General features: G+C 68.8%; 17 protein-coding genes. 13 read left to right on the forward strand and 4 right to left on the reverse strand.

Translation table 11 applies throughout. The features are described from left to right. Positions 1-17 precede the first annotated feature (17 nt). Positions 18-1,076, forward strand: a complete 1,059-nt coding sequence (locus HPO96_RS30590; RefSeq protein ID WP_171677859.1) for a YihY/virulence factor BrkB family protein — start codon at positions 18-20, stop codon at positions 1,074-1,076. A gap of 308 nt (positions 1,077-1,384) precedes the next feature. On the opposite strand, the gene HPO96_RS30595 is transcribed toward HPO96_RS30590, so the two are convergent. From HPO96_RS30595 to HPO96_RS30605, 3 genes are all read right to left on the reverse strand, one after another. After that, positions 1,385-2,482, reverse strand: a complete 1,098-nt coding sequence (locus HPO96_RS30595; protein ID WP_171677860.1) for a D-alanyl-D-alanine carboxypeptidase family protein — start codon at positions 2,480-2,482, stop codon at positions 1,385-1,387. 67 nt (positions 2,483-2,549) lie between these two features. Then, complete coding sequence (locus tag HPO96_RS30600; RefSeq protein ID WP_171677861.1) at positions 2,550-3,491, reverse strand: zinc metalloprotease; 942 nt, start codon at positions 3,489-3,491, stop codon at positions 2,550-2,552. Positions 3,492-3,655: 164 nt separating this feature from the next. Continuing rightward, the gene (locus HPO96_RS30605) at positions 3,656-5,257 is read right to left on the reverse strand and encodes a M4 family metallopeptidase (protein ID WP_337796875.1); all 1,602 of its coding nucleotides are present in this window, start codon (positions 5,255-5,257) and stop codon (positions 3,656-3,658) included. Between the two features lie 241 nt (positions 5,258-5,498). Here HPO96_RS30605 and HPO96_RS30610 point away from each other — a divergent pair, with 241 nt between their 5' ends. From HPO96_RS30610 to HPO96_RS30645, 8 genes are all read left to right on the forward strand, one after another. Continuing rightward, positions 5,499-6,854, forward strand: a complete 1,356-nt coding sequence (locus tag HPO96_RS30610) for a glutamine synthetase family protein (RefSeq protein WP_337796876.1) — start codon at positions 5,499-5,501, stop codon at positions 6,852-6,854. After that, positions 6,835-7,554: a gamma-glutamyl-gamma-aminobutyrate hydrolase family protein gene (locus HPO96_RS30615; RefSeq protein ID WP_171677863.1), complete on the forward strand. Its 720-nt coding sequence runs from the start codon at positions 6,835-6,837 to the stop codon at positions 7,552-7,554. The genes HPO96_RS30610 and HPO96_RS30615 overlap by 20 nt, the downstream gene beginning before the upstream one ends. After that, positions 7,551-8,885: an aldehyde dehydrogenase family protein gene (locus HPO96_RS30620; protein WP_171677864.1), complete on the forward strand. Its 1,335-nt coding sequence runs from the start codon at positions 7,551-7,553 to the stop codon at positions 8,883-8,885. Before HPO96_RS30615 ends, HPO96_RS30620 begins: the two co-directional genes overlap by 4 nt. Further along, positions 8,886-9,665, forward strand: coding sequence for a 3-oxoacyl-ACP reductase (locus tag HPO96_RS30625; RefSeq protein WP_171677865.1), 780 nt, complete (start codon positions 8,886-8,888; stop codon positions 9,663-9,665). It begins immediately after the preceding gene. Positions 9,666-9,674: 9 nt separating this feature from the next. After that, positions 9,675-10,394, forward strand: coding sequence for a FadR/GntR family transcriptional regulator (locus HPO96_RS30630; RefSeq protein WP_171677866.1), 720 nt, complete (start codon positions 9,675-9,677; stop codon positions 10,392-10,394). 63 nt (positions 10,395-10,457) lie between these two features. Next, positions 10,458-11,984: an amino acid permease gene (locus HPO96_RS30635; protein ID WP_337796877.1), complete on the forward strand. Its 1,527-nt coding sequence runs from the start codon at positions 10,458-10,460 to the stop codon at positions 11,982-11,984. A gap of 197 nt (positions 11,985-12,181) precedes the next feature. Continuing rightward, entirely contained in the window at positions 12,182-14,938 is a 2,757-nt protein-coding gene (locus tag HPO96_RS30640) for a helix-turn-helix transcriptional regulator (RefSeq protein ID WP_171677867.1), read from the forward strand. Between the two features lie 26 nt (positions 14,939-14,964). Further along, a complete protein-coding gene (locus HPO96_RS30645) occupies positions 14,965-15,204 on the forward strand; it encodes an SCO4848 family membrane protein (protein WP_171677868.1) in 240 nt (79 codons plus the stop codon). On the opposite strand, the gene HPO96_RS30650 is transcribed toward HPO96_RS30645, so the two are convergent. Further along, positions 15,176-15,961 (reverse strand): AraC family ligand binding domain-containing protein, encoded by a 786-nt coding sequence (locus tag HPO96_RS30650; RefSeq protein WP_171677869.1) that lies wholly within the window; start codon positions 15,959-15,961, stop codon positions 15,176-15,178. The genes HPO96_RS30645 and HPO96_RS30650 overlap by 29 nt on opposite strands. Before the next feature lie 25 nt (positions 15,962-15,986). Between HPO96_RS30650 and HPO96_RS30655 the strand changes: the two genes are divergently transcribed. Genes HPO96_RS30655 through HPO96_RS30670 form a run of 4 tightly spaced genes read left to right on the forward strand, consistent with a single transcriptional unit; the run spans position 15,987 to position 23,931 of the window. Further along, complete coding sequence (locus HPO96_RS30655; protein ID WP_171677870.1) at positions 15,987-16,811, forward strand: M55 family metallopeptidase; 825 nt, start codon at positions 15,987-15,989, stop codon at positions 16,809-16,811. A gap of 57 nt (positions 16,812-16,868) precedes the next feature. Then, positions 16,869-20,255 (forward strand): DUF4132 domain-containing protein, encoded by a 3,387-nt coding sequence (locus HPO96_RS30660; protein ID WP_171677871.1) that lies wholly within the window; start codon positions 16,869-16,871, stop codon positions 20,253-20,255. Positions 20,256-20,296: 41 nt separating this feature from the next. Next, complete coding sequence (locus HPO96_RS30665; RefSeq protein ID WP_171677872.1) at positions 20,297-22,837, forward strand: DUF4132 domain-containing protein; 2,541 nt, start codon at positions 20,297-20,299, stop codon at positions 22,835-22,837. Next, positions 22,837-23,931: an ATP-binding protein gene (locus HPO96_RS30670; protein ID WP_171677873.1), complete on the forward strand. Its 1,095-nt coding sequence runs from the start codon at positions 22,837-22,839 to the stop codon at positions 23,929-23,931. Before HPO96_RS30665 ends, HPO96_RS30670 begins: the two co-directional genes overlap by 1 nt. Positions 23,932-23,940: the final 9 nt, after the last annotated feature.

Here is a 23,940-nt window from a genome sequence, read left to right on the forward strand (position 1 = left end):
CGGGGTACAGGAGTGCTATGAACATCAAGGCTGTCTGGGCGCGGTTCGCCCGCACCCAGGTCTGGCGGGCCTGGCAGCGGTACGGCGATCGTCGCGGCAACCGGTTGGCCGGGGCAACGAGTTTCTTCGGATTCCTCTCGTTGTTCCCGCTGATCGTGCTGGCCGCCGCCGTCACCGGGCCGCTGCTCGGCAGCGCCGCCGTCCAGAGTCTGAAGACGGCGCTGAAGACGAACCTGCCCGGGATCGGCGACAAGATCGACATCGACTCGCTGATCGCCAACGCGGGCACGATCGGCGTCGTCTCCGGGATCTCGCTGCTGTTCACCGGCCTCGGCTGGATCGACTCGCTGCGCGCCTCGATCCGCTCGATGCACGAGCTCGACGACCAGCCGGGGAACGCCGTCCAGCTCAAACTCGTCGACCTGGGCGCCTTGGTCGGCCTCGGCCTGATCGGCGCCGTCGGCACCGGCGCGTCGTCGATCCTGACCGGTCTCTCCGAGCGCATCGTCGCCGCCGCCGACCTGGACGGCACCTGGCTGGCGAACTGGGGTCTCGACCTGATCAGCCTGGTCCTCGGCATCGCCGCCGGCGCGCTGCTGTTCGCCTACCTGCAGACGGCCCTCCCGCGGATCGCCCTGCCCCGCAAGGTCCTCCTGATCGCCGCCCTGGCCGGTGGCATCCTCTTCTACCTCGCCCAGAAACTCGGCAACGTCTACGTCAAGCACGTCCTCGGCTCCAACGCCGCGTACGGCGCCCTCGCGCTCCCGCTGGCCCTCCTGGTCTGGATCTACCTGATGACCCGCGTCATCATGCTCATCGCCGCCTGGACCAAAGAAGCCGCCCTGGACGCCGAAGCCCGCGCCGCCACCGACGACGCCCGCCTCCGCATCGCCGAGGCGCCCCTCCCGCCCTACGAGCCACTCCTCCCCGGCCCACCCGGCAAACGCTACAAAGTCGTCCCCATCCCTCAGAAGAAGGCCGACACCGTAGCCGTCACCGCCGGCGCCGTCGTAGGCATCGCCCTCACCACCATCGCCGTCCAACTCACCAAAGCCGCCCGCTCCCTCCGCCGCTAACCGCCCACCCGCTTCGCCCACCCCCAAGCCGGTGGGCCGACCCCCAAGCACCAACCACCGCCCACGGCCTCGGCCGTTTGCTGGGCTGACCAGGCAAGTGGTGGGTCAGCCAACCGCAGGCGGTGGGCACACCCACTCGTTGGTTGGCTGGCCCAGCAAACGGGTGGGTCGGCCAACCAAATGGTGCGTGGGGAGGGGGCGGGCACGAGGGACAGGACGTAGTTGGGTACGTAGGTGCGTGACGTGCGCCTGAGTCGGGCTTACCGCGCCTCGAGTGGGCGGGTACGTCCTGTCGTTCGTGCCAACAGTTAGTGGCGGCGTCGGCGGGGGCGGCGGAGGAACAGGGCCAGCAGGAGGATGGCGGGGGCGGCCCAGAGCCAGGCGGGGATGGCGAAGACGGAGTTGACGGGGTGGACGGGGGTGTCCACGGTGCGGGTGGTGGGGAGGGGGCCCGCGGCCTGGGGTTTGTCGGCTTGGGCCGGTTTGGGGGGTGGGGTGGGTTTGGCGAGGGTGCCGACGGGGGTGAGGTCGTCGTAGTGCTCGAAGGCCCAGGTGAGGAGGGTGGCGGCGTCGGTGGTGATGCCGTGCGGGGAGTCGAGCATCGTGACGACGAGGGTGTGGCCGTTCCGGCGGGCGGCGCCGACGAAGGTGTTGCGGGCGAGCGTCGTGTAACCGGTCTTGACGCCGAGGGCGCCGTCGTAGGTGAAGAGCAGTTTGTTCTGGTTGGCGACCTGATAGGTGCCCTTCGTCGCCAGCGGGAAGTTCGTGTATTTCGTCGCCGCGTACTTCGCGAAGTCGGGCCGCTCGAGCCCGGCCTGGGCGAACAACGCCAGGTCGTAGGCGCTGGAGAGCTGCCCGTCGGCGTCCAGTCCGGTGGGATCGGTGACGTGGGTGTCGAGGGCTCCGAGTTCCTTCGCCTTCGCGTTCATCCGCCGGATGCACCCGTCGACGCCGCCCTCGTCGTGCTCGCAGAGCGCGTTCACCGCATCGTTCCCCGAGGCCAGGAACATCCCCTCGAACAACAGATCGACGGTGTACTTCAACCCCGGCGACACCCCGACCTTGCTGCCGACGATCCCGGCGTCCTCGTCGGTCCCGATCACCCGGTCGGTCTTCTTCAGCCGCGGCAGCAGCACCAGCGCGGTGAGTGTCTTGAGCGTGGACGCCGGCCGCAGCTTCGCATGCGGCGCCTTCGCGACCAGGACGTCGCCGGTGTCGACATCCGCGACGACGTACGCCGACGACTGGACGGCCGGCGGCGTCGCCCCCGCGGCGACCACCGTCGGCTTCCCCGTCAGCAGCGCGCCGCCGACCGGGCCGTGCGGGCCCCGGTCGGCGGCGGTCGCTGTCAGCGGCTGTGTGACCACCAGCGCGGTGGTCACACAGACCGTCAGAAGCAAACGCATCGGCGGCACTCTAGACGCCCGACGGGGCAGGAGTCATCTGACCTGCCGATTCCGGTCAAGCCCAGAATCAGGCTCGGTACGCCGTCCACATGTTGCTGATGCGGGTGCTCTGCCCCGGCGTGAACTGGTTGTAGCAGGAGTCGTAGGAGTAGTCCATGTAGTTGTGGATCGGGTCCAGCCCCGGCAGCGAGCAGGAGTTCCGCCCGGTCGGGCACCCGCTCGACGCGCTGCCCTGGGCCGGGGTGTCGGCGACCGAGTCGTTCGTACTCGTGCAGCCGCCCTGGAAGGTGTGGTAGAGCCCGAACCAGTGACCGGCCTCGTGGGTCGCGGTCTTACCGAGGTTGAAGTTCGTCGCCGAGCCGCCCGGCAGCGAGGTGTACTGCACCCGGATGCCGTCGATACCCGGGTTGCTCGCGTAGTCCCACGGGAAGGTCGCGATCCCCAGGTAGGAGAAGTTGACCAGCCAGATGTTGAGCGCGTTCTTCCCGCCCTTACGGGTCTGCGACCGGTACGTCGTGCTCTGACCGTCGGTGTGCCAGGTGCTGTTGTTGTACCGGTACGTCCCGGCCAGCGTGAACGTGAACCCGGTGTTCGCCGCCTGCGACGACTCGCCGCCGGCGAAGTTCTGGTTCAGCTCGGCGATCTGCTGGCTGATCTGGGTGTTGGTGACGTCGCCGCCGCCGGAGTTGTTCCGCATCACGTGCACGTAGACCGGCACGTTCGCCGCGGCCAGCTTGCCGGGCGCGGGCGCCAGGCCGCGGGCCCGCTTGGCCTTCAGCAGCTCGGCCGTCTTCGCCTCGATCGACACCTGCTCGGCCTTCGACAACTCCCGGTGGTCGGCTCCGTGGCCACCACGAGCCTCCGGCCCCGCGGCCGGCTGGATACACGGATTCCCGGTCTGACTGGCCGGCAACTGCGCTGTCGCCGTACCTCCGAGCGGGCTGAACGCGAGTGCGCCGCCGGCGACGAGTACGGCGAGTGCGCGGGGACGGGTGATGAAAGATCGCATAGCGCGTCCTCCAGAAGATGGGCCGCTATGGGCGGTGCGGCCGAATCCCCCCGATTTTCCGCGCCGCTCCGCGATTCGCAACCTGTTACCTGACCACGCAGTGCCACGGCACCAGCACGCCGCCCACCTGGCAGAACCAGGTGGGCGGCGGTCAAATGCTTGGATCAGCAGGTCGGCTCGCCGGGCTGGGCGCCCAGGTTGACGGCCGCCCAGGCGGCCTTGACCTTGTTGTACTTCGCGCAGGTCGCGTCCAGGTTCTTGGCGGCCTGCAGGGTGCTGATGCGGTACTTGCCGTACGTCATGCCGCTGGTCTTCATCAGCATGGCGTTGTAGAAGATCCGGCCGGCTTCCTGGATGCCGATCCCGGTCAGCGTGGTGCTGTTACAGGTCGGGCTGACCGGCTGGCCGTTGGTCGGGTTGGTGCCCTCGGCCAGCAGGTAGAACCAGTGGTTCATCGGGCCGGCGGCGGCGTGCACCGACGTCGGCAGGCTGGTCGACCAGCAGTTCGGGTGCCCGGAGACGTTGTCCGGCTTGTACATGTGCCGGATCGGTCCCTGGCCGACCAGGTTGACCTGCTCGCCGACGGTGTAGTCGGGCTTGTCGTTCGGGTTGTTCAGGTAGGCCTCGGTGATCGCGCCCCAGATGTCGGCGACGGCCTCCTGGGTGCGGCCGCCGGAGATGCCGCTCGGGGTCAGGGCGTCGAGACCGTGGCCGTACTCGTGGGCGACGACGTCGGTCGCGGTGATCCACTGGTTCTGGTTGTTGTAGCCGAACGTCACGCCGCCCGGGTTGGCCGAGTGGTTCCAGTACGCGTTGATGTCGGGCAGGCCGACCTCGGCGTCCGCCCAGCTGCCGCTGCCGTTCAGGCCGTTGCGGCCGTACCAGTTCTTCAGCAGGTCCCACTCACCCTTGGCGACGTACATGACGTCGACGCAGCCGGAGACCTTGTCGGTGCGGCTGGCGCTGCCCCAGACGTCGTCGGCATCGCTCATCACGGCGTTGGTGCTGTAGTCGATACACGACAGGCCCGGCCGGGCCGGGTCGGTCATCCGGTAGGTGCCGCCGGACAGGGTGGTGCCGAAGGAGAGTCCGGTGCGGTTCCAAACGCCGGTTCCGGTGCCGGACGCCGTCATTTCGGAGTTGTACGCGACGCGGCCGGTGGCGGCGTCGACGTACACCAGCTCCTGGGTGTCGCCCGTCCCGTGGTCGTGGCCGGCGTGCTTGGCCTTGCCGGAGACCGGGACGCGCCAGGCCAGGATCGGCTTGGGCTGGTCGACCACCAGGACGACGAGCTCCGGCTTACCGGTCGCCGCGACGCTGGTGAAGGAGCCGCGGGCCGCGGTGGTGGCGCGGGCCGAGGTCAGCTTCGGGGTGGTCGAGACGGCGATGGGCGCCTTGGAGGCGACCATCGTGGACAGGACGTTCCCGGCGGCGTCGGTCGAGACGACAGCGTCGCCGCCGACCACCGGGAGTCCCTGGTAGGTCTTGTCGTAGTTCACGTAGAACACGTCCTGGGTGGTGGCGTCGCCACCCTCGACGACGCCGAGCCGGACGAATTGCTCGGCCGAGCTCTTTCGCAGGCCGAGTGCGTTGACCGCCTTGTCGGCCGCGGCGACGGCCGTCGCGGTGGCGTCCGGCGGGGTGCTCTGCTCGACGGGCGATGCGGCAAAGCTGGTATTGGCCAGGCTGGCGCCGACCAGGGCGACGGTCAGACCGCTGGCCGCAGCCAGTCGGACTGCCCGGCGGTGGGCAGGAAAGTTCCTCACGGTTGTGCTCCTCACAGGGCGGTGGGGCGGGAAACACGGAGTACCGCCGAAAACGGCGTCCTGAAACCATGAGGAATTCCGGTATACCAAGCAAGGGAAAGTTGCTCTCGGTCCCCGTGCGATGACGCACAGCAAGGGTTTGCCTTCGCGTGGACGGCGAGAACCTGCTCTCCCGGCGTTGACACCAGCCCCTACGATTGACTCAATGGATCGTCGGCAGACCATTGAGTGAGGAGCCGCTGTGACCGGTCGGTTGGGTGTGCAGGAACTGCGGGATCTGGTGGCGAGCGACGAGATCGACACCGTGCTGGTGGCGATCACCGATATGCAGGGCCGGCTGCAGGGCAAGCGCTGCGGCGGCCGGTACTTCGTCGAGGAGGTGCTCGGCCACGGGACGGAGGGCTGCAACTACCTGCTCGCCGTCGACGTCGACATGAACACCGTCGACGGGTACGCGATGTCCTCCTGGGAGCGCGGGTACGGCGACCTGGTGATGGCGCCCGATCTCGACACGCTCCGGCTGGTCCCCTGGCTGGAGGGCACGGCCATGGTGCTGTGCGACGTCCAATGGCTGGACCGGACGCCGGTCGTGGCGTCGCCCCGGCAGGTACTGCGCCGGCAGCTCGAGCGGCTCGCCGAGCGCGGCCTGATGGCGTACGTCGGGACGGAGCTCGAGTTCATCGTCTTCGACGACACCTTCGAGGCTGCCTGGGACAAGCGCTACCAGGGCCTGGCTCCCGGCAACCAGTACAACGTCGACTACTCCCTCCTCGGCACCTCCCGCGTCGAGCCGCTGCTCAGGGCCATCCGCAACGGCATGACCGGCGCGGGCCTGTACGTCGAATCCGCCAAGGGCGAGTGCAACCTCGGGCAGCACGAGATCGCGTTCAAGTACGACGAAGCCCTGAAGACCTGCGACAACCACTCGATCTACAAGACCGGGGCGAAGGAGATCGCGGCCCAGCACGGCAAGAGCCTCACGTTCATGGCGAAGTACGACGAGCGCGAGGGCAACTCGTGCCACATTCACCTCAGCTTCCGCTCGGACGACGGCGCCGCCGTCCTCGCGGGGGACAGGGAGCACGGCTTCTCCGAGCTGATGGAGTACTTCATCGCCGGTCAGCTCGCATGCCTGTCCGAGTTCACCTACCTGCTGGCGCCGAACATCAACTCCTACAAGCGCTTCCAGAAGGGCAGCTTCGCGCCGACCGCGGTCGCCTGGGGTCTCGACAACCGCACCTGCTCGCTCCGCGTCGTCGGCCACGGCGAGTCGCTCCGGGTCGAGAACCGCCTCCCCGGCGGCGACGTGAACCCGTACCTCGCCGTCGCCGCGATCATCGCCGCCGGTCTGCACGGTATCGAGAACCAGCTCGAGCTCGAACCCCTCCTCGAAGGTAACGCCTACGAGTCCGACAAGGATCACGTTCCCTCGACGCTCCGCGAAGCCGCGGCTCTCTTCACCGGCTCCAAACTCGCCCGCGAAGCCTTCGGCGACGAGATGGTCGACCACTATGCGAACGCCGCCCGCGTAGAACTCGACGCGTACGACGCCGCCGTCACCGACTGGGAGCGGATCCGTGGCTTCGAACGCCTCTGACCGGCCCCGGATCGGCATCACGACCTACCTCGAACCCGCCACCTGGGGGATCTGGCAGCGCGAAGCCGCCCTGCTCCCGCGGGTCTACCTCGACGCAGTCGTGACCGCGGGCGGCGTACCGATCCTGCTCCCGCCGCTCGGCACCGATCCGAGCATCCTCGATGTCCTCGACGGCCTGATCATCGCCGGCGGCTGCGATGTCGACCCCGGCTCGTACGACGCTGTCCCGCACGAGGAGACCGTCGACACCCGGCCGGGCCGCGACGAGCACGAGGCGACCCTGATCCGGGCGGCGCTCGATCGGGACCTCCCACTGCTCGCGATCTGCCGCGGCCTCCAGATGCTCAACGTCACGCTCGGCGGCACCCTGCACCAACATCTGCCCGACCTGATCACCAGTGACGAGCACCGCCCGTCCCCGGCGGTCTTCGGCCGTACCGAGGTCGAACTCGAACCCGACAGCCTCACTGCTCGCCTGCTCGGCGACCGCAGCAGCGTGCACTGCTACCACCACCAAGCCCTGGATGCCGTCGCCCCCGCGCTCCGCGTGACCGCCCGCGCCGCGGACGGGACGGTCGAGGCGGCCGAGGCCGACGGCTACGGCTTCGCGCTCGGCGTCCAATGGCATCCCGAGGAGAACGCCGAGGACCTGCGGCTGTTCACCGCACTGATCGACGCATCCAGGAGAAGGACCGCATGACGTACGACGTGATCAACCCGGCCACCGAGAAGGTCGTTCGCACGGTCGAGCCGGCCGACGAGGCGCAGACCGACGCGGCGATCGCGCGGGCCGCGAAAGCCTTTGAAACGTGGCGAAACGTCACCCCCGCCGACCGCGGCCGGCTCCTTCGGCGGTTCGCGGACGCCGTCGACGCCGACCTCGACCACCTGGCCGCGCTGGAGGTCGAGAACGCCGGTCACACCATCGGCAACGCGCGGTGGGAGGCCGGCAACGTTCGCGACGTGCTCACGTATTACGCGGCCGCGCCGGAACGCCTGTTCGGCAAGCAGATTCCCGTTGCCGGCGGCATCGATGTCACCTTCCAGGAGCCGCTCGGCGTGGTCGGCGTCATCGTGCCCTGGAACTTCCCGATGCCCATCGCCGGTTGGGGTTTCGCCCCGGCGCTTGCCGCCGGCAACACGGTGGTGCTCAAACCTGCCGAGCTGACGCCGCTGACCGCGATCCGGCTTGGGGAGCTGGCGTTGCAGGCAGGTTTGCCCGCGGATGTCTTCCAGGTGCTCCCCGGCGCGGGCAAGGTCGTCGGTCAGCGGTTCGTGACGAACCCGGCCGTCCGCAAGGTCGTCTTCACTGGCTCGACTGCCGTCGGCAAGCAGATCATGGCCGGCTGCGCCGACCAGGTGAAACGGGTGACGCTGGAGCTCGGCGGCAAATCGGCCAACATCGTCTTCGCGGACGCCGATCTGGCCAAGGCCGCGGCCCAGGCGCCGTACGGCGTCTTCGACAACGCCGGTCAGGACTGCTGCGCCCGATCGCGGATCCTGGTCGAGCGGACGGCGTACGACCGGTTCCTCGAACTGCTCGAACCGGCCGTGAAAGCGTTCAAGGTCGGCGACCCGAGCGACCCGGCGACCGAGATGGGTCCGCTGATCTCGCGGCAGCAGCTCGACCGGGTGGCGTCGTACGTCGAGAATCCGGCCTTCCAGGGCAGCGCGCCGTCCGGGCCCGGTTTCTGGTTCCCGCCGACGGTGCTCGAACACGTCGTCCCGGACGAGATCTTCGGTCCGGTGGTCAGTGTGGTCCCGTTCACCGACGAGGCGGACGCCGTCCGGCAGGCGAACGACTCGGAGTACGGGCTGTCCGGCTCGATCTGGACCCGGGACGTCGGTCGCGCGCTCCGCGTCAGCCGCGGTGTCGAGGCGGGCAACCTGTCCGTGAACTCGAACTCGTCGGTGCGGTACTCGACGCCGTTCGGCGGTTACAAGCAATCCGGGCTCGGCCGTGAGCTCGGACCGGACGCGCTGGACGCGTTCACCGAGACCAAGAACATCTTCATCAGCACGGAGGACTGAATGACGGACGTGAAGGCACACCGGCTCGAGAGTCGCGTCGCGGTGGTGACCGGCGGCGCCAGCGGGATCGGCCTGGCGACGGTACGCCGCTTCGCCGCCGAAGGCGCCAAGGTCGTGGTGGCCGATATCGACCCGGCCACCGGGAAGGCGGCCGCGGACGAGGTCGGCGGGCTGTTCGTCACCGTCGACGTCACGGACAAGACCGCGGTGGACAACCTGTTCCAGCAGACCTTCGACACCTACGGCAGCGTCGACATCGCGTTCAACAACGCGGGCATCTCGCCACCCGAGGACGCCTCCATCCTGGACACCGACCTGGAGACCTGGCGCAAGCTGCAGGAAGTCAACCTGACCTCGGTGTACCTGTGCTGCAAGGCCGCGCTCCCGTTCATGCAGCGGCAGGGCAAGGGGTCGATCATCAACACGGCGTCCTTCGTCGCGGTGATGGGCGCGGCCACCTCGCAGATCGCGTACTCGGCCTCGAAAGGCGGCGTCCTCGCGATGACCCGCGAGCTGGGCGTCGAGTTCGCCCGGCAGGGGATCCGGGTCAACGCGCTCTGCCCGGGGCCGGTGAACACCCCGCTGCTGGAGGAGCTGTTCGCCAAGGACTCCGAGCGCGCGCAGCGGCGGCTCGTCCACGTGCCGATGGGCCGCTTCGGTGAGCCCGAGGAGATCGCCGCCGCGGTCGCCTTCCTGGCCAGCGACGACGCGTCGTTCATCACCGCCAACACGTTCCTCGTCGACGGCGGAATCTCCGGCGCCTACGTGACGCCGCTCTAGGCTGCTCCCATGGTTGCCCAGGCAGATGACGCCGTGTTCCGGCCGGTCCGGACCGGTAACCCGTTCGAGGAGACGGTCGAGCGGTTGCTGCAGGCAATCAAACTGGGGGTGGTCGCGCCGGGGGAGCGGCTGCCGGCCGAGCGGGATCTCGCGACCCGCCTGAACGTCAGCCGCGTCACCCTGCGGGAGGCGATCCACGCGCTGACCGAGGCCGGGTACGTCGAGTCCCGCCGCGGCCGGTACGGCGGCACATTCGTCAACGAGCAGCTGCCGAAGCCCCGGCGTACCCCGGCGCGCCGGATCGCCCGCGAACTCGGCGACGGCCTCGAAGACGCGCTCACCCTGCGCGGCGCCCTCGAAACCGGCGCCGCCGAAGCCGCCGCGGCCCGTGAGCTGTCAGTGGCCGAAATCGACCACCTGCAACGCTGTCTGGCCGACACCTCCGCCGCAAACCTCACCGACTACCGCCGCTTCGACTCCCGCCTCCACCTCGCCATCGCCGAAGTCACCGGCTCCCCCTCCCTCACCTCCGCCGTCGCCGACGCCCGAATGCGCCTCAACGAACTCCTGGACGCCATCCCCCTCCTCTCCCGCAACATCACCCACTCCAACGAACAACACGAAGCCATCATCCAAGCCATCCTGGAAGGCGATCAGGCAGCCGCCCGCGCCGCCATGTCCGAACACCTCTCCGGCACCGCCACCCTCCTCCACGGCTTCCTCACCTGATCCGTTGACACCAATGGTCTGGGGGAAGACCATTGGGGGATCTTTCATCGCCAAGGAGGATCCGTGAGCGAGCAGCAGAACACTCCGATGACCGATGACGAAAAACGTCTGCATCAGCTCGGCTATGCGCAGGAGCTGTCCCGGACCATGTCCGGGTTCTCGAACTTCGCGGTCTCGTTCACGATCATCTCGATCCTGTCCGGCTGTCTGACGCTCTACGGGTTCGGGCTGAACACCGGCGGCCCGGTGATGATCGTCTGGGGCTGGCCGCTGGTCGGTCTGATGACGCTGTTCGTCGGCCTCGCGATGGCCGAGGTGTGTTCGAGTTACCCGACCGCCGGCGGCTTGTACTACTGGGCCGCGAAACTCGCCCCGTCGAACGGCGCGGCCTGGTCCTGGTTCACCGGCTGGTTCAACTTCCTCGGCCAGGTCGCCGTCACCGCCGGGATCGACTTCGGCGCCGCGTTCTTCCTGAACGCGTTCCTCGACCTGCAGTTCGGCTTCAGCGCGACCCCCGAACACACGATCCTGTTGTTCGGCATCATCCTGCTCGTCCACGCCCTGCTGAACTCGCTCGGCGTCAAACTGGTCGCGAAACTCAACGACATCAGCGTCTGGTGGCACATCGTCGGCGTCCTGTTCATCGTCGGCGCGCTGGTGATCATCCCCGACAAGCACCAGTCGGCCGGTTTCGTCTTCGGCCACTTCGTCAACAACACCGGCTGGGGATCCACCTTCTACGTCGGCCTGCTCGGTCTGCTGCTGGCGCAGTACACCTTCACCGGGTACGACGCCTCCGCGCACATGACCGAGGAGACGCACGACGCCGCTCGCTCGGGCCCGCGCGGGATCGTGATGTCGATCCTGGTCTCGCTCGGCGCCGGCTGGGTGCTCCTGATCGGCCTGACGTTCGCGATCCAGAGCTACGACGGCGCGCTCGGCAGCGAGACCGGCGTCCCGCCCGCGCAGATCTTCATCGATGCCGTCGGCCTGGTGCTCGGCAAGATCCTGCTGCTGGTCGTGATCGGCGCACAGCTGTTCTGCGGGATGGCGTCGGTGACGGCGAACTCGCGGATGATCTACGCGTTCTCCCGGGACGGCGCGCTGCCCGGCTCGTCGATCTGGCACAAGATCAACTCCAAGACCCGGACGCCCACCAATGCGATCTGGCTGGCCGCCGGCGGCGCGTTCGTCCTCGGCCTGCCCTACCTGTGGAACCAGACGGCGTACGCCGCGGTGACGTCGATCGCGGTCATCGGGCTCTACATCGCCTACGTGCTGCCGACGCTGCTCCGGCTGCTCCAGGGCTCGAAGTTCCAGCCGGGGCCGTGGTCACTCGGCCGCTGGAGCCGGCCGGTCGGGATCATCGCGATCGTCTGGGTCTGCTTCATCACGATCCTGTTCATGCTGCCGCAGGTCAGCCCGATCACCGGTAGCACTTTCAACTACACGCCGGTCGCCGTCCTGGTCGTCCTCGGATTCGCGGCCACCTACTGGTTCGTCTCCGCGCGCAAGTGGTTCACCGGCCCCAAGGTCCAGGGCAGCGAGGAGGAGCTGGCCGCCATCGAACGCGACCTCGACGTCATCTAAATCACTGTCTGTCACCGATTGTGCCGGGTCGCCATCTGGTGCCCCGGCACTGTCGTGCCGCTCTGAGCGCTCTGATCAGCCCAGGTTCGGGTGACAGGATGGTGTCGAGACGGTTTCCTCATGTGACACTCGCCGTGTCGGACGGTCTTCGGCTGTTTTAATCAGCAAGGGATAACCTCCGAGGAGCTAAGTGATCGATGACTGACGACGAGCTGGTAGGCAGGGGCGCGCTGGTCGAGCGTGCCCGCAAGCAGCTCGAGACCAGTGGGAGCGTGCTGCTCTACGGTCCGACCGGGATCGGCAAGTCGGCGCTCGGCCGGGCCCTGGTCGCGGACCGGGCCAAAGCCGGCTACCGCGTGCTCAGCGCGGCGCCGTCGCAGAGCGAGGCCGGGCTCCCGTACGTCACGCTCCTCGATCTCCTCTCCAACCAGCTCGAGCTCGCGTGGCAGGTCCTGCCTGACCATCTCCGTCAGCCGCTGGAGGTCGCCCTGCTGAAGGCGAGCGCTCCGGACACCGTCCGCGATGAGCTGGCCGTCCGCCTCGCCGTACTGCACGTGCTGCGCCGGCTGTCGGCGCAGGGGCCGGTGCTGTTGGTCGTCGACGACATCCAGTGGGTGGACCCGTCCAGTCTTGAGGTGCTCACGTTCTGCGCCCGGCGGCTGTCCGAGGGTGTGCACATGCTGTCGACTGAGCAGGTTGCCGATGGGGACCTGCCAGTGATGGCCGAGGCGTGTCCGGAGCCGGTGCTCCAGCTTGAGGTGCCGCCGCTGACCGAGACCGACGTCCTCAGCCTGCTCCGCCAGCGGCTCTCCAGCCCGCTTCCCGTGCGTACTGCGCGCCGCATCTTCACTGCGAGCGCCGGCAACCCGTTCATGGCGCTGGAGCTCGGCCGGGCCGTGCTGCGGCATCCGCAGGGTGTCTCGCCGAACGATCCGCTCCCGGTGTCGAGTCGGTTGAAGACGCTGCTCGGCGACCGGCTGTCCGATCTGAGCGATGGCGCACATGAGCTGTTGCTGCATGCGGCGTCCTCGCCACGTCCCACGACCACTCAGCTCGCGCAGTCCCTCGGGCGCTCGATCGAGACCGAGCTGGCCGAGGCTGAGGCGCTGGGCCTGGTCGACATCGCTTCCGAGCGGCTGCGGTTCGCTCACCCGCTGCTCCGCGAGTTCGTGTACGCCGAAGCGACGTCCGCGGCCCGCCGCCAGGCCCACGCCCAGCTGGCCGCCGTCGTCGACGAACCGGTCGAGAACGCCACCCACCGAGCCCTGGCGACCCAAGAGGCGGACGCCGAGCTCGCAGTGGCCATTGAGGCGGCCGCTGCGGTCGCTGCCGGCCGCGGCGCACCCGGTGCGGCCGCCACGCTGTGGCGGCTGGCCGCCGAGCGGACACCGAGCAGCCTGCCGGACGACCGGGCGCGTCGTCTGACCAGTGCTGCCGATGACGCCGCTGCCGCTGGCCACCTGGCCGAGTCGGCAGACATGGCGCGCCTCGCCGTCCAGGCCGCGACCCAGTCGAACACGAAGGTGCCGGCCCTGCTGCTGCAGGTCGACGCCGCCTGGCCGGACCGGGACCGTCGGGTCGAGCTGCTGGACGAGGCGTTCGAGGCGGCGCAGGGCGACGACCGGCTCGAGGCGCGGGTCCGGATCATGCTCAGCCACAGCGCGTACTTCGACCGTCGACTCGAAGACGCCCAGGAGCACGCACGCGTGGCCGAGGCGCTGGCCCGGGCGTCCGGTGACACCGAAGCGCTGGTCGACGCGCTGAGCGCGACCAGCTCGGTGCTGATGGCCTGGGACGCCGGCCAGAGCGCCGACTCGCTCCTGCAGCAGGCCGCCGAGCTGGCTCGGGACCTGCCGCTCACCAAGGCTGTGGTCAACGCGCGTCAGATGGCTGCGATGCAGAAGCTCTTCCGCGGCCAGACAGCAGAGGCGATCACCGCCATCAGCTCTCTGGTCGAAGAGGTCCGTGACGGCGGCGCCATGCGCTGGCTCGCCTCGGTGCTGATCTCGTCGACCGCCATCTACGAGCGCAGCGGCCGTGGTGCGGATGCCGTCGCCGCCGGTCACGAGTGCTACCAACTGATGCAGGACATCGGCGAAGAGGCCGAGGTCGGTCTGATCGTGGCGAGCCGTTCGGAGTGGGCCGGCGGTACCGCAGCCATGGCGCGTCAGCTGGCCGATGCCGCGCTGGAGGGCGTCCGGCTGGTCGGCAACGACGAATGGACCGGCCCGGCCCTGGCATCGCAGGGCCTGATCGGCGTCCTCACCGGCGACCCGCAGCGCGCAGTCGAGGCCTTCGACGCGATCGCGGAGTCCGGCGAAGCAGCCATGCCCTTCGACCCCGTGATCATCCCCTGGCACGCCGACTACGCCGAAGCCCTCGTCGCAGCCGGCCGCCTGGACGACGCCGCCGCCCTGATCGCCGACATTCGCTCCCGAGCCGAAACCCTCGACCGCTCCGTCGTCCTCGTCGGCCTGGCCCGCTCCGAAGCCCTCCTGATCGCCAAACAAGGTGACCCGGCCGCCGCCCTCGACCTCCTCGACAAAACCATCAGCACCGCCGGCGACCGCGTCTACCCCCTCGACCTCGCCCGCTGCGAACTCACCCGCGGCCGCGTAGCCCGCCAAGCCCGCCGCCGCTCAGTAGCCCGAACCGCCTTCCTCGACGCCATCGAGCAGTTCGAGTCCTACGGCGCCCCCGCCTGGCGCGAAGTAGCCGAAACCGAACTCGCCCGCCTCGACGTCCCCAGCCGCAGCCGCCAACCCTCCGAGCTCACCGACAACGAACAACAAATCGTCGCCATGGTCCGCGACGGCTCCACCAACCGCGAAATAGCCGCCGCCCTCTACCTCTCCGTCAAAGCCGTGGAGTCCCAACTGACCCGCCTCTACCGCCGCTTCGGCGTAGCCAACCGCACCCAACTCCTCCGCATGGTCGACCGCCCGCACTCGTGATTTCGGGGGAGCTTCACAATGGTGGGGTGAAACTTGAGCGGAAGCATGCGGTGGTGCTGTTGGGGATCGCGGTGTGGAACGTGGTGACTTATCTGCGGTTCATCAAGGCGTTGGTGGAGACGCCGGAGGATCGGCCGACGGGGTACTACGTTGCGCACAGCATCTTGATCGTGGTGAACCTGGCGATTGCCGGGGTGTTGGGGACGTGGGGTGTGAAGGCTTACAAGGCGAGCAGGGTCAGCGGCGGGCGTAAGCCGACGGTGTGACGCCGAGGAGTTTGCGGAAGTGGCGGGTGAGGTGGGACTGGTCGTAGAAGCCGGCGAGGGTGGCTACTTCGGCTGGTGGGCGGCCGTCGAGTAGGTGGCGGCGGGCGAGGTCGACTCGGCGGCCGGTCAGGTAGCGGTGGGGTGGTACGCCGTACTCGCGGCTGAAGGAGCGGACGAGGTGGACCGGGTGCGCCTGGATGATGCGGGACGCCTCGTCGAGGGTGATCCCCTGCGGGAGCTGGGCGTCCAGTAGGTCGCGGAGCTGCTGGGCGACGCCGGGGTCGCGCTGGTCCGGTGGAGCGGTGATGGCTCGGTGCAGGTGCTGCCGCAGGCGCTCTTCGATCAGAGTCAGCCTGCTCTGGGCTTCCAGATCCTCTTTGCCGTCGACGAGGACGCCGTGCAGCTGGTGGATGCGGTGTCGGAGCGCGGCGTCGGCGTACTCGGGTTGGTCGACCGCTGCGCCGATCAGCTCGGCGCCCAGCCGGTCGCTCTCCAGGTACAGGACGCGTTTGCGGAAGCCACCCGGGCGGACCGAGCGGCCGTCGTGCGCCACGTGGGGTGGTAGGAGCGAGACCTGCGCCTGGGCCAGGCCGTGCTCGCGGTGGTCCAGGTCGTAGCGGACGGCGCCTTCGTCGACGATCAGGACCGTCCAGGCGTCGTGGGTGTGGCTGGGGTAGGCGTGCGACGGGAAGTGCGCGTGCAGGACTTCGACGACTCCGCTGAGCGCGGGCCGCCAGGCCTTCACACTGGGCTTCACACCTCCAGAACATACGCTTCTCGGCGTGAAGGTCTACATCAGCGCAGATATGGAAGGCATTACCGGGCTGGTCGACGCGGAGGACGTCCAGCCCCCGGGCCGGGACTACGAGCGCGGCCGGGTGATGATGACCGAGGACGTGAACGCGGCGATCCGCGGCGCGTACGCCGGTGGCGCGACCAGCGTCCTGGTCAACGACGCGCACGGCCCGATGCGCAACCTGCTGCCGGATCTGCTCGACCAGCGTGCCGTGCTGATCAAGGGCCGGCCGAAGCCGATGGGCATGATCGAGGGCCTGACGAGTGCGTACGACGCCGTCCTGTGCGTCGGGTTTCACGCCCGGGCCGGCGTCCTCGGCGTCCTCAGCCACAGCTTCATGGGCCACGAGATCGAGGACATCTGGCTCGACGACCGGGTCACCGGCGAGATCGGCCTCTTCCATGCGACTGCGGCGGCGTACGGCGTACCGGTCGCAATGCTCACCGGCGACGACACCGCCTGTGCCGAGATGACCGCCTGGGACCACGCCGTCCGCACGGTCGCGGTCAAACACGCCAAGGACCGCTTCGCCGCCCAGCTCGTCCCGGTCGCCGAGGCCCGCACAGCCATCGAGACCGCCGCCGCCCTCGCGCTCGGCGCCCTCCCCGCCGTCGCCCCGCAGGGCGACCACACCCTCACTGTCCGCTGGCAGTCCGCCTCGGTCGCCTCCCACCTGACCGCCATCCCCGGCGTCACCCGTCGGGACGATCGGACGGTAACCCTGACGGGCGACATGCTCCAGTTGTACCGGATGTTCAACCTGTTCCTGCGCGTTGCCACCGCGGTCACGTCGAACCCGCCGTACTGCTGAACGAAAACTGTCGGAGGCCTTTTGTAGCTTTCAGGTCTCGATGATCTGGGGGTGGGTATGGACTTGCTTCGATCGGTGACGGATCTGATCGGCAAGAAGGGCGATTCCGCTGTCTGGCAAGGGATCGCGGACCATGTGCTGACGGGTTCGCCGCTGAACGGCCTACCCCCGGGCGGGTTCGAGACCCTCGCTCGGCTAGGGCTGGCCGGCCAGTACTCGATCGCCCGGCTGCCTCAGAGCGGCCCGCTCACCGAGTTCGTCGGCGGGCTCGCCGAGGTCCCGGACGACGTGCTGCAGCGATGGATCGGGGTGCTCGGCGCGCTGTTGTCGACCTGGCCGCCGTCCGAGGAGCCGCTCGACCCCACGTACGGTCTCGACGCCGTCCTGGTCCAGCTCAACAGCCTGTGGCCGCCGTTCGACGACGACGTCGTCCGCCCCGCCGGCCTCGACCACGCCTGGCTCGAGAAGGTCGCGACGCTCTGTGTTGTCGAACCGGCGAAACCGCTGATCTGGGCCTTCGGTCGAGCGCTCCCGACCACCGTCTCGACCACCGTGCTCGAACTGCCGGGCTACGAGGCGGCAGCCGTCCGCCATGCCGCCGCGATCACGGCTGAGGTCGACGTGGCGAAACCCGACGCGCAGCGCGACGCGTGGTACATGCTGCGCTCGCTGACGCCCGAATCGCTGACCCACTTCGTGCCGATGCTCGTGCCCATCGTCGCGTCGACGGACGCCGCGATCCGCCGGGACGCCGCGCCGCTCCTCGGCGTACCGGGGGTGCTCGGCGAGCTACGGCGCTTCATCGAGACAGCGAAACCGGCCGTCCGATCTGCGGCGCTGAAGGCGCTGTGGGCAACAGAAGACCCTGAGCAGCGCCGATGGGCCCACGAACGCGCGACGGCTGATCGCGCGGCCAGCGTGCGTGATCTCGTCAGCAGTTGGGATGCGCAGCTCGCCGCGGCCGCTGAGCCGTCGACGGAAGCGCCGCCGGTCGATCTGCGGGTGCCGGTGACGCCGGAGCTGCGGGAGAAGCTGCGACAGCTCGCCACCGAGGGCGAGAAGGTCGCCGGATTGCCAGGCCGGACAGGCAAGTACACGTTCTCCGACGCGGAGCTCGCGCCCGTGTTCGAGACGCTGGAAACCGGGCGGATGTTCGAGCTGCAACCGCGCGGCGCGGAGCTGCATCCGAACTGGGTGGCCGATGTGCTCGCGCCACACGTCGGCGCGGTCGGTCCGGTCGTTGCGACCCTGCTGCTGGCGCGGGCCGGTCTGTTGACGCGCCCGACGGATGGGCTGTCTTACGCGGCGAGCCGCGTCTACGTCCGGTGTTACGAGGAGACCGGGCGGCCGGAGCCGTTGGAGATCGCCCGGATCTTCGACGCGGTCGGCTTCGACGGCGCCGCCGTCCTCGCCTACTGGGACCGTGGTGACTACGAAGGCCTGCGCGGTCTGTGGAGCGACGAGGCGATCGCGCCGTTCGCCCGGCACGCGCTGCCGCACTACCTGACCATGTTGACCTCGCCAGATGTCTGGTACTCCGACGACGACGCGATCTACCACGCAATCGCTACCCTGCAAGGAGATCTGCCGCTCGATGCGGTCGACAAGTTGCTCCGGATGGGCCTGGGGCAACAGAAGACCTACCGCGTCCTCGCCCAGGATGCTGTCGCGCACGTGCCCGGGATTGCTGACCGCATCGCCGCGGCGCTGACCGACGGCAAGGCGACCACTCGTCAGGTCGCAGCCCAGTGGCTGCAGCGGATCAACCACGTAGCGGCAGTTCCGGCGCTGGAGACCGCGCTGCGCAAGGAGAAGAACGAGCTGGCCAAGGCTGCGTTCCTGGATGCCCTCCAAGGGCTTGGCGAGCCGATCGAGAGCTACCTCGATCACGAGGCGATGCTCGGCGAGGCGAATGCCTCGGTGACCAAGGGCCTGCACAAGGAGCTGGCCTGGCTGGATTGGAGCGCCCTGCCGGTCGTGCATTGGGCCGAGAGCGGCGACGCCGTCCCGCTCCCGGTGCTGCAGTGGCTGACCAACCAAGCGGTGAAGGCAAAGTCGCCGGAGCCGGGTGCGTTGCTGCGCACGTACGCCGCCCTGATCGAACCGGCCGAGCGCGAGCGGTTCGGCCGTGCCTTGCTGGATGCCTGGATCGCCGAGGACACCCGGCTGCCCGAACCCGATGAGGTGCAAGATCCCGACTTCGCCGACTGGCCGGTCGGGTCGGCGATCGGGTCCAAGGGGGTGCTGGCGGTGGTCGCAGCCTGCGCCGGCGCGGACGTCGTACCGGTCGCCGGCGGTTACCTGAAGTACTGGTACGGGACACGATCTGCGCAGTGCAAGGCGCTGGTCGTGATGCTCGGCTGGATCGAGCAGGCGAGTGCAACGCAGCTGGTGCTCTCGGTGGCATCGCGGTTCCGGACGAAGGGCATCCAGGAGGAGGCCGTCCAGCAGGCCGCAGCGCTGGCCGAGCGCAGAGGCTGGTCGCTCGACGAGCTGGCCGACCGTACCGTCCCGTACGCGGGGTTCGACGAAACCGGCCGGATCGAGCTCTCGTACGGCGATCGCGCGTTCACCGCCGAGGTCGCGCCCGATCTGACCGTCGCGCTGGCCGACGAGACCGGCCAGCCGCTCAAGGCCCTGCCGGCGCCACGGCAGTCGGACGACGCGGATGCGGCGGCCGCGGCGAAGAAGACCCTGGGCGCCGCCAAGCGTGAGCTGAAAGCGCTCGTCCAGGCCCAGACCACCCGCCTCTACGAGGCCATGTGCACCGGCCGCAGCTGGCTCGCGGCAGACTGGCAGCTCTACCTCAACGGCCACCCGATTCTCCGCCGCCTCAGCCAGCGGCTGACCTGGATCGCGGACGGCGCCCGGGTCTTCCGTCCACTCGACGACGGCACCCTGACCACCGTCGACGACGACCCGATCGAGCTGGCGCCCGACGCCGTCATCACCCTCGCCCACGACACCCTCCTCACCAGCGACGCCGTCCAGGCCTGGCAGGAGCACTTCACCGACTACGAGCTCGTTCCGCTCTTCCAGCAGTTCGGCCGTGGCTCCTACCTGCTGCCACCGGAGAAGACCACCGACAAAGCCCTGCATGACTTCGAAGGGCACCTCGTCGAAGCCTTCGCGCTCCGCAGCCGCGCCGGAAAGCTCGGCTACCTCCGCGGCGAGACCGGCGACGGCGGTTGGTTCTACTCCTACGAGAAACGCCTACCCGCCATCGGTCTCACCGTCGAGCTGGGCTTCACCGGCAACCTCCTCCCCGAGGAGAACAAGACCGTCGCTCTGACCGAGCTCGCCGTCCGCGGCCGCGGACACCAGGCCCTCCGCTTGAGCGACGTCCCCCAAGTCCTGCTCTCCGAGGCCTACAACGACCTCCGCCAACTCGCCGCCGACGGCTCAGGTTTCGACCCGGCCTGGCAACAGACGACGGGCCGCTGATGATCGCCGACGACGGGCTGGTCCCGGTCATGGATCTTCGGATGCCGGTCAGTCCTGAGCTGCGCGCCAAGCTGGAGGCGCTGTTCGCCGTCCAGCCGCCGCCATCGCCGTCCGTGTACGACCGGCCGCTCAAGGATCGAGACTTGCAACGCGTTCTGGACACGTTGGAGTCGGGCAAGCTTCCACCAGGCCGGATGCTGGCCAACCAGCCCGGTCGCTGGGCGCATTACATCCTCGGCCCGCACGTGCTCGAGTTCGGCCCGGTGCTCACGACCGTCATCTACGCAGCCCTCGACCTGCTTGACGACGGCGGTCGTCCTTCGCTCAGCAACGGAGCCGCCGCCTTCTACACCCGCCTCTTCGAGGAGACCGGCCACCCGACCCTCCTGGAGATCGCGGGCCTGCTCAACGCCGTCGGTCTGGACGGCTCCGGTTTCGTCCTGCAGCACTACACCGGGCGGTATTTCCAGCCGCTCGGTATGGGCTGGCCGGATGCGGCCGTCGCACCGTTCATCCAGACCGTGCTGCCCGAAGTCCTCGAGAAACTAGGCCGTACCGGCGATTGGCATGAGGACGACGACGGCCCGTTCCGAGCCCTCGCCACGCTGCCCGCGCTCCCACCGGCCGCAGTAACAGCTCTCACCGAGCTGGCCTTGGGCTCGCGGAAAGCCGCACGCCGTCAAGCCCAAGACCTGCTCGCCCGCAACGAGGGCGTCGAGGACCTCCCGATCGCGGCCCTGGCGGACGGCAAAGCCGAGGTCAGAGCGATCGCCGCGCAATGGCTACAACGCCTCCGGCACGAGCCCGCGATCCCAGCCCTGGAAGCCGCCGTGGCCAAGGAGCGACACGATCTCACCCAAGGCGCGCTCCTGGACACGCTGGAGTCACTGGGCCGCCCGGTCGCGCAGTACCTCGACCTCGAAACCCTGCGGTCCCAAGCTGAAACCGCTGTCGCCAAAGGCCTTCCCAAGAACCTCGACTGGCTGAGCTGGGACGCTGTTCCGGCCGTGCACTGGGCAAAGACCGGCGTCGAGGTCCCGCGCGCGGTGTTGCAGTGGTTCGTCGTCCAAGCCGTCCGCGGCAAGTCGGCCGAGCCCAACGCGCTTCTGCGCAACTACTGCGGCCTGTTCGAGCGCAGCACCCGCGAGGCATTCGGCCAGTACCTTCTGGAGGCCTGGCTCGCCGAAGACGTCCGGACGGTTGCTCCGGAGGATGCGCTGCGAACCTCCCAAGAGGAGGCGTCGTGGCTCATAGGTGACCCGCAGTACCAGCAGTCGTGGATGGCCGGCCTGAGCCATGCGGAGCTGGTCGCCGAGCTGCTGCCGATGAACCTGCAGGAGCTGGCCGGGTCGGCGGCTTCGTCCAAGGGGTTGTTGGCCGTCGTCGCGGCTTGTGGTGGGGCTGGGGTGGCTGCGCCGGTTCAGCGGTATTTGAAGGAATGGTTCGGGAGCCGGGCGGCGCAGGGGAAGGCGTTGATCGCGATGTTGGCCTGGGTCGACGATCCCGCGGCGACGCAGCTGATGCTGGCGGTCGGATCGCGGTTCCGGACGAAGAGCTTTCAGGATGAGGCGAATCGACAGGCGGCGGCGCTGGCCGAGCGGAAGGGGTGGACGCTTGACGAGCTGGCCGACCGGAGCGTGCCGGTGGCCGGGCTGGACGACGACGGGCGTGCCGAGCTCTCGTACGGGGATCGGGTCTTCGTTGCCGAGCTGACGCCCGAGCTGACCGTCGCGCTGATCGACCCGCAGGGCAAACCGCTCAAGGCGTTGCCCGCGCCGCGGCAGTCCGATGACGAGGACGCCGTCAAGGCCGCGAAGAAAGCGTTGACCGCCACCAAGCGCGAGCTCAAAGCGGTGGTCGAGCTGCAGACTCAGCGCCTGTACGAGGCGCTCTGCACCGGTCGCGCGTGGCCGGCTGCCGATTGGCAACGCTTCCTGAACGGTCATCTGATCCTGCGTCAGCTGGTCCAACGCTTGGCCTGGAGTGCGGACGACGTCGTGTTCCGTCCGCTCGACGACGGCACCTTGACGGACGCCGCCGACGATCCGGTCGAGCTCGCCGCCGATGCGGTCGTCCGGCTCGCCCACGACACCGCGCTCGAGCCGGCCACTGTCCGCAGCTGGCAGCAGCACTTCGTCGACTATGAGGTGGCCCCGCTCTTCCAGCAGTTCGGCAAGGAGCTCTTCCGGCTGCCGGCCGCGAAGGCCGGCGACACCCGTCTACTCGACTTCGAGGGCCACCTGCTGGAGACCTTCGCCCTGCGCGGCCGCGCCGCCAAGCTCGGCTACCAGCGCGGTGAAGCCCAAGATGCCGGTTGGTTCTACGAGTACGAGAAACGCTTTCCCTCGATCGGCTTGACGGTCGTCATCGAGTTCACCGGCAATATGCTCCCCGAGGAGAACCGCGTGGTCGCGCTCCGAGCCCTGTACGTCGCCCGCGCCGTTGGCCGGCGCGGCGGCCCGCTGCTGGCACTCGGCGACGTCCCGCCGGTGCTGTTGTCCGAGGTGTACAACGATCTTCGGCTGCTCGCGGCCGACGGGTCCGGATTCGATCCGGACTGGGCGAAGAAGACGGAGTTCTGATGCATAAGGCAACGATTCTGCGAGAGCCGGCCGAGGTGGTGTACGCCGGGGAGCTGGCGCGGCTTGCGGCGGCAGATGCGGGGCCGCGGCCGGCTGGGTGGCGGTTGTCGCCGCGGGCGGTCAGGGCGTTTGTGCTGGGTGATGACGAGCTGGAGGTGCGGCCGAAGTTCTACGGCGACGACGCGTTGGTGGATCGGTGTGTGGTCACGCTGATGAGCAACCGCGGGCTGCTGCTGGTCGGCGAGCCGGGGACGGCGAAATCGATGCTGTCGGAGTTGTTCGCCGCGGCCATCGGCGGCGATTCCACCTGCACGGTGCAGGGCACCTCCGGTACGACCGAGGATCAGATCACCTACTCGTGGAATTACGCGCTGCTGCTGGCCGAGGGGCCGACGCAACGTGCGCTCGTGAAGGGGCCGATGTATCAGGCTGTCGAGCTGGGCAAGGTCTGCCGGTTCGAGGAGGTGACGCGGGTCCAGCCGGAGATCCAGGATGTGCTGATCGGCTTGCTCTCGGACAAGGTCATTCACGTGCCGGAGCTGGCCGGTGCCGAGTCGACGGTATTCGCCGAGCGCGGGTTCAACGTGCTCGCCACGGCGAACCTGCGCGATCGCGGCGTCCACGAGATGTCGAGCGCGCTGAAACGCCGGTTCAACTTCGAGACGGTACGCCCGATCGCGGACCGGCGCCTCGAGGCGGAGCTGATCCGGCAGCAGACGGCGGCCCTGCTCGCCCAGTCCGAGGTCGAGACCCGGCTGACCGACGACGTCGTCACACTGCTCGTCACGGCGTTCCACGACCTGCGCGAAGGCGTCACCGCCGAGGGCACGGTGATCGAGCGACCGAGCGCCGTCCTCTCGTCGGCCGAGGCAGTCGCCGTCGGCTACGCCGCGGGCCTCGACGCGCAGTACTTCGGCACGGGCGAGGTCGGCGGCGACCACATCGCCCGCCAGCTCATCGGCACCGTCCTCAAAGACAACCCCGACGACGGCAAGAAACTGCGCCACTATTTCGACATCGTCGTCAAACCCCGAGCCCAATCCAACCCCACCTGGCGCCAGTTCCACACCACCCGCCACGACCTCGACCGTTAAGGCCCACCC

This window comes from Kribbella sandramycini, from assembly GCF_013131805.1.
GTDB lineage: Bacteria > Actinomycetota > Actinomycetes > Propionibacteriales > Kribbellaceae > Kribbella > Kribbella sandramycini.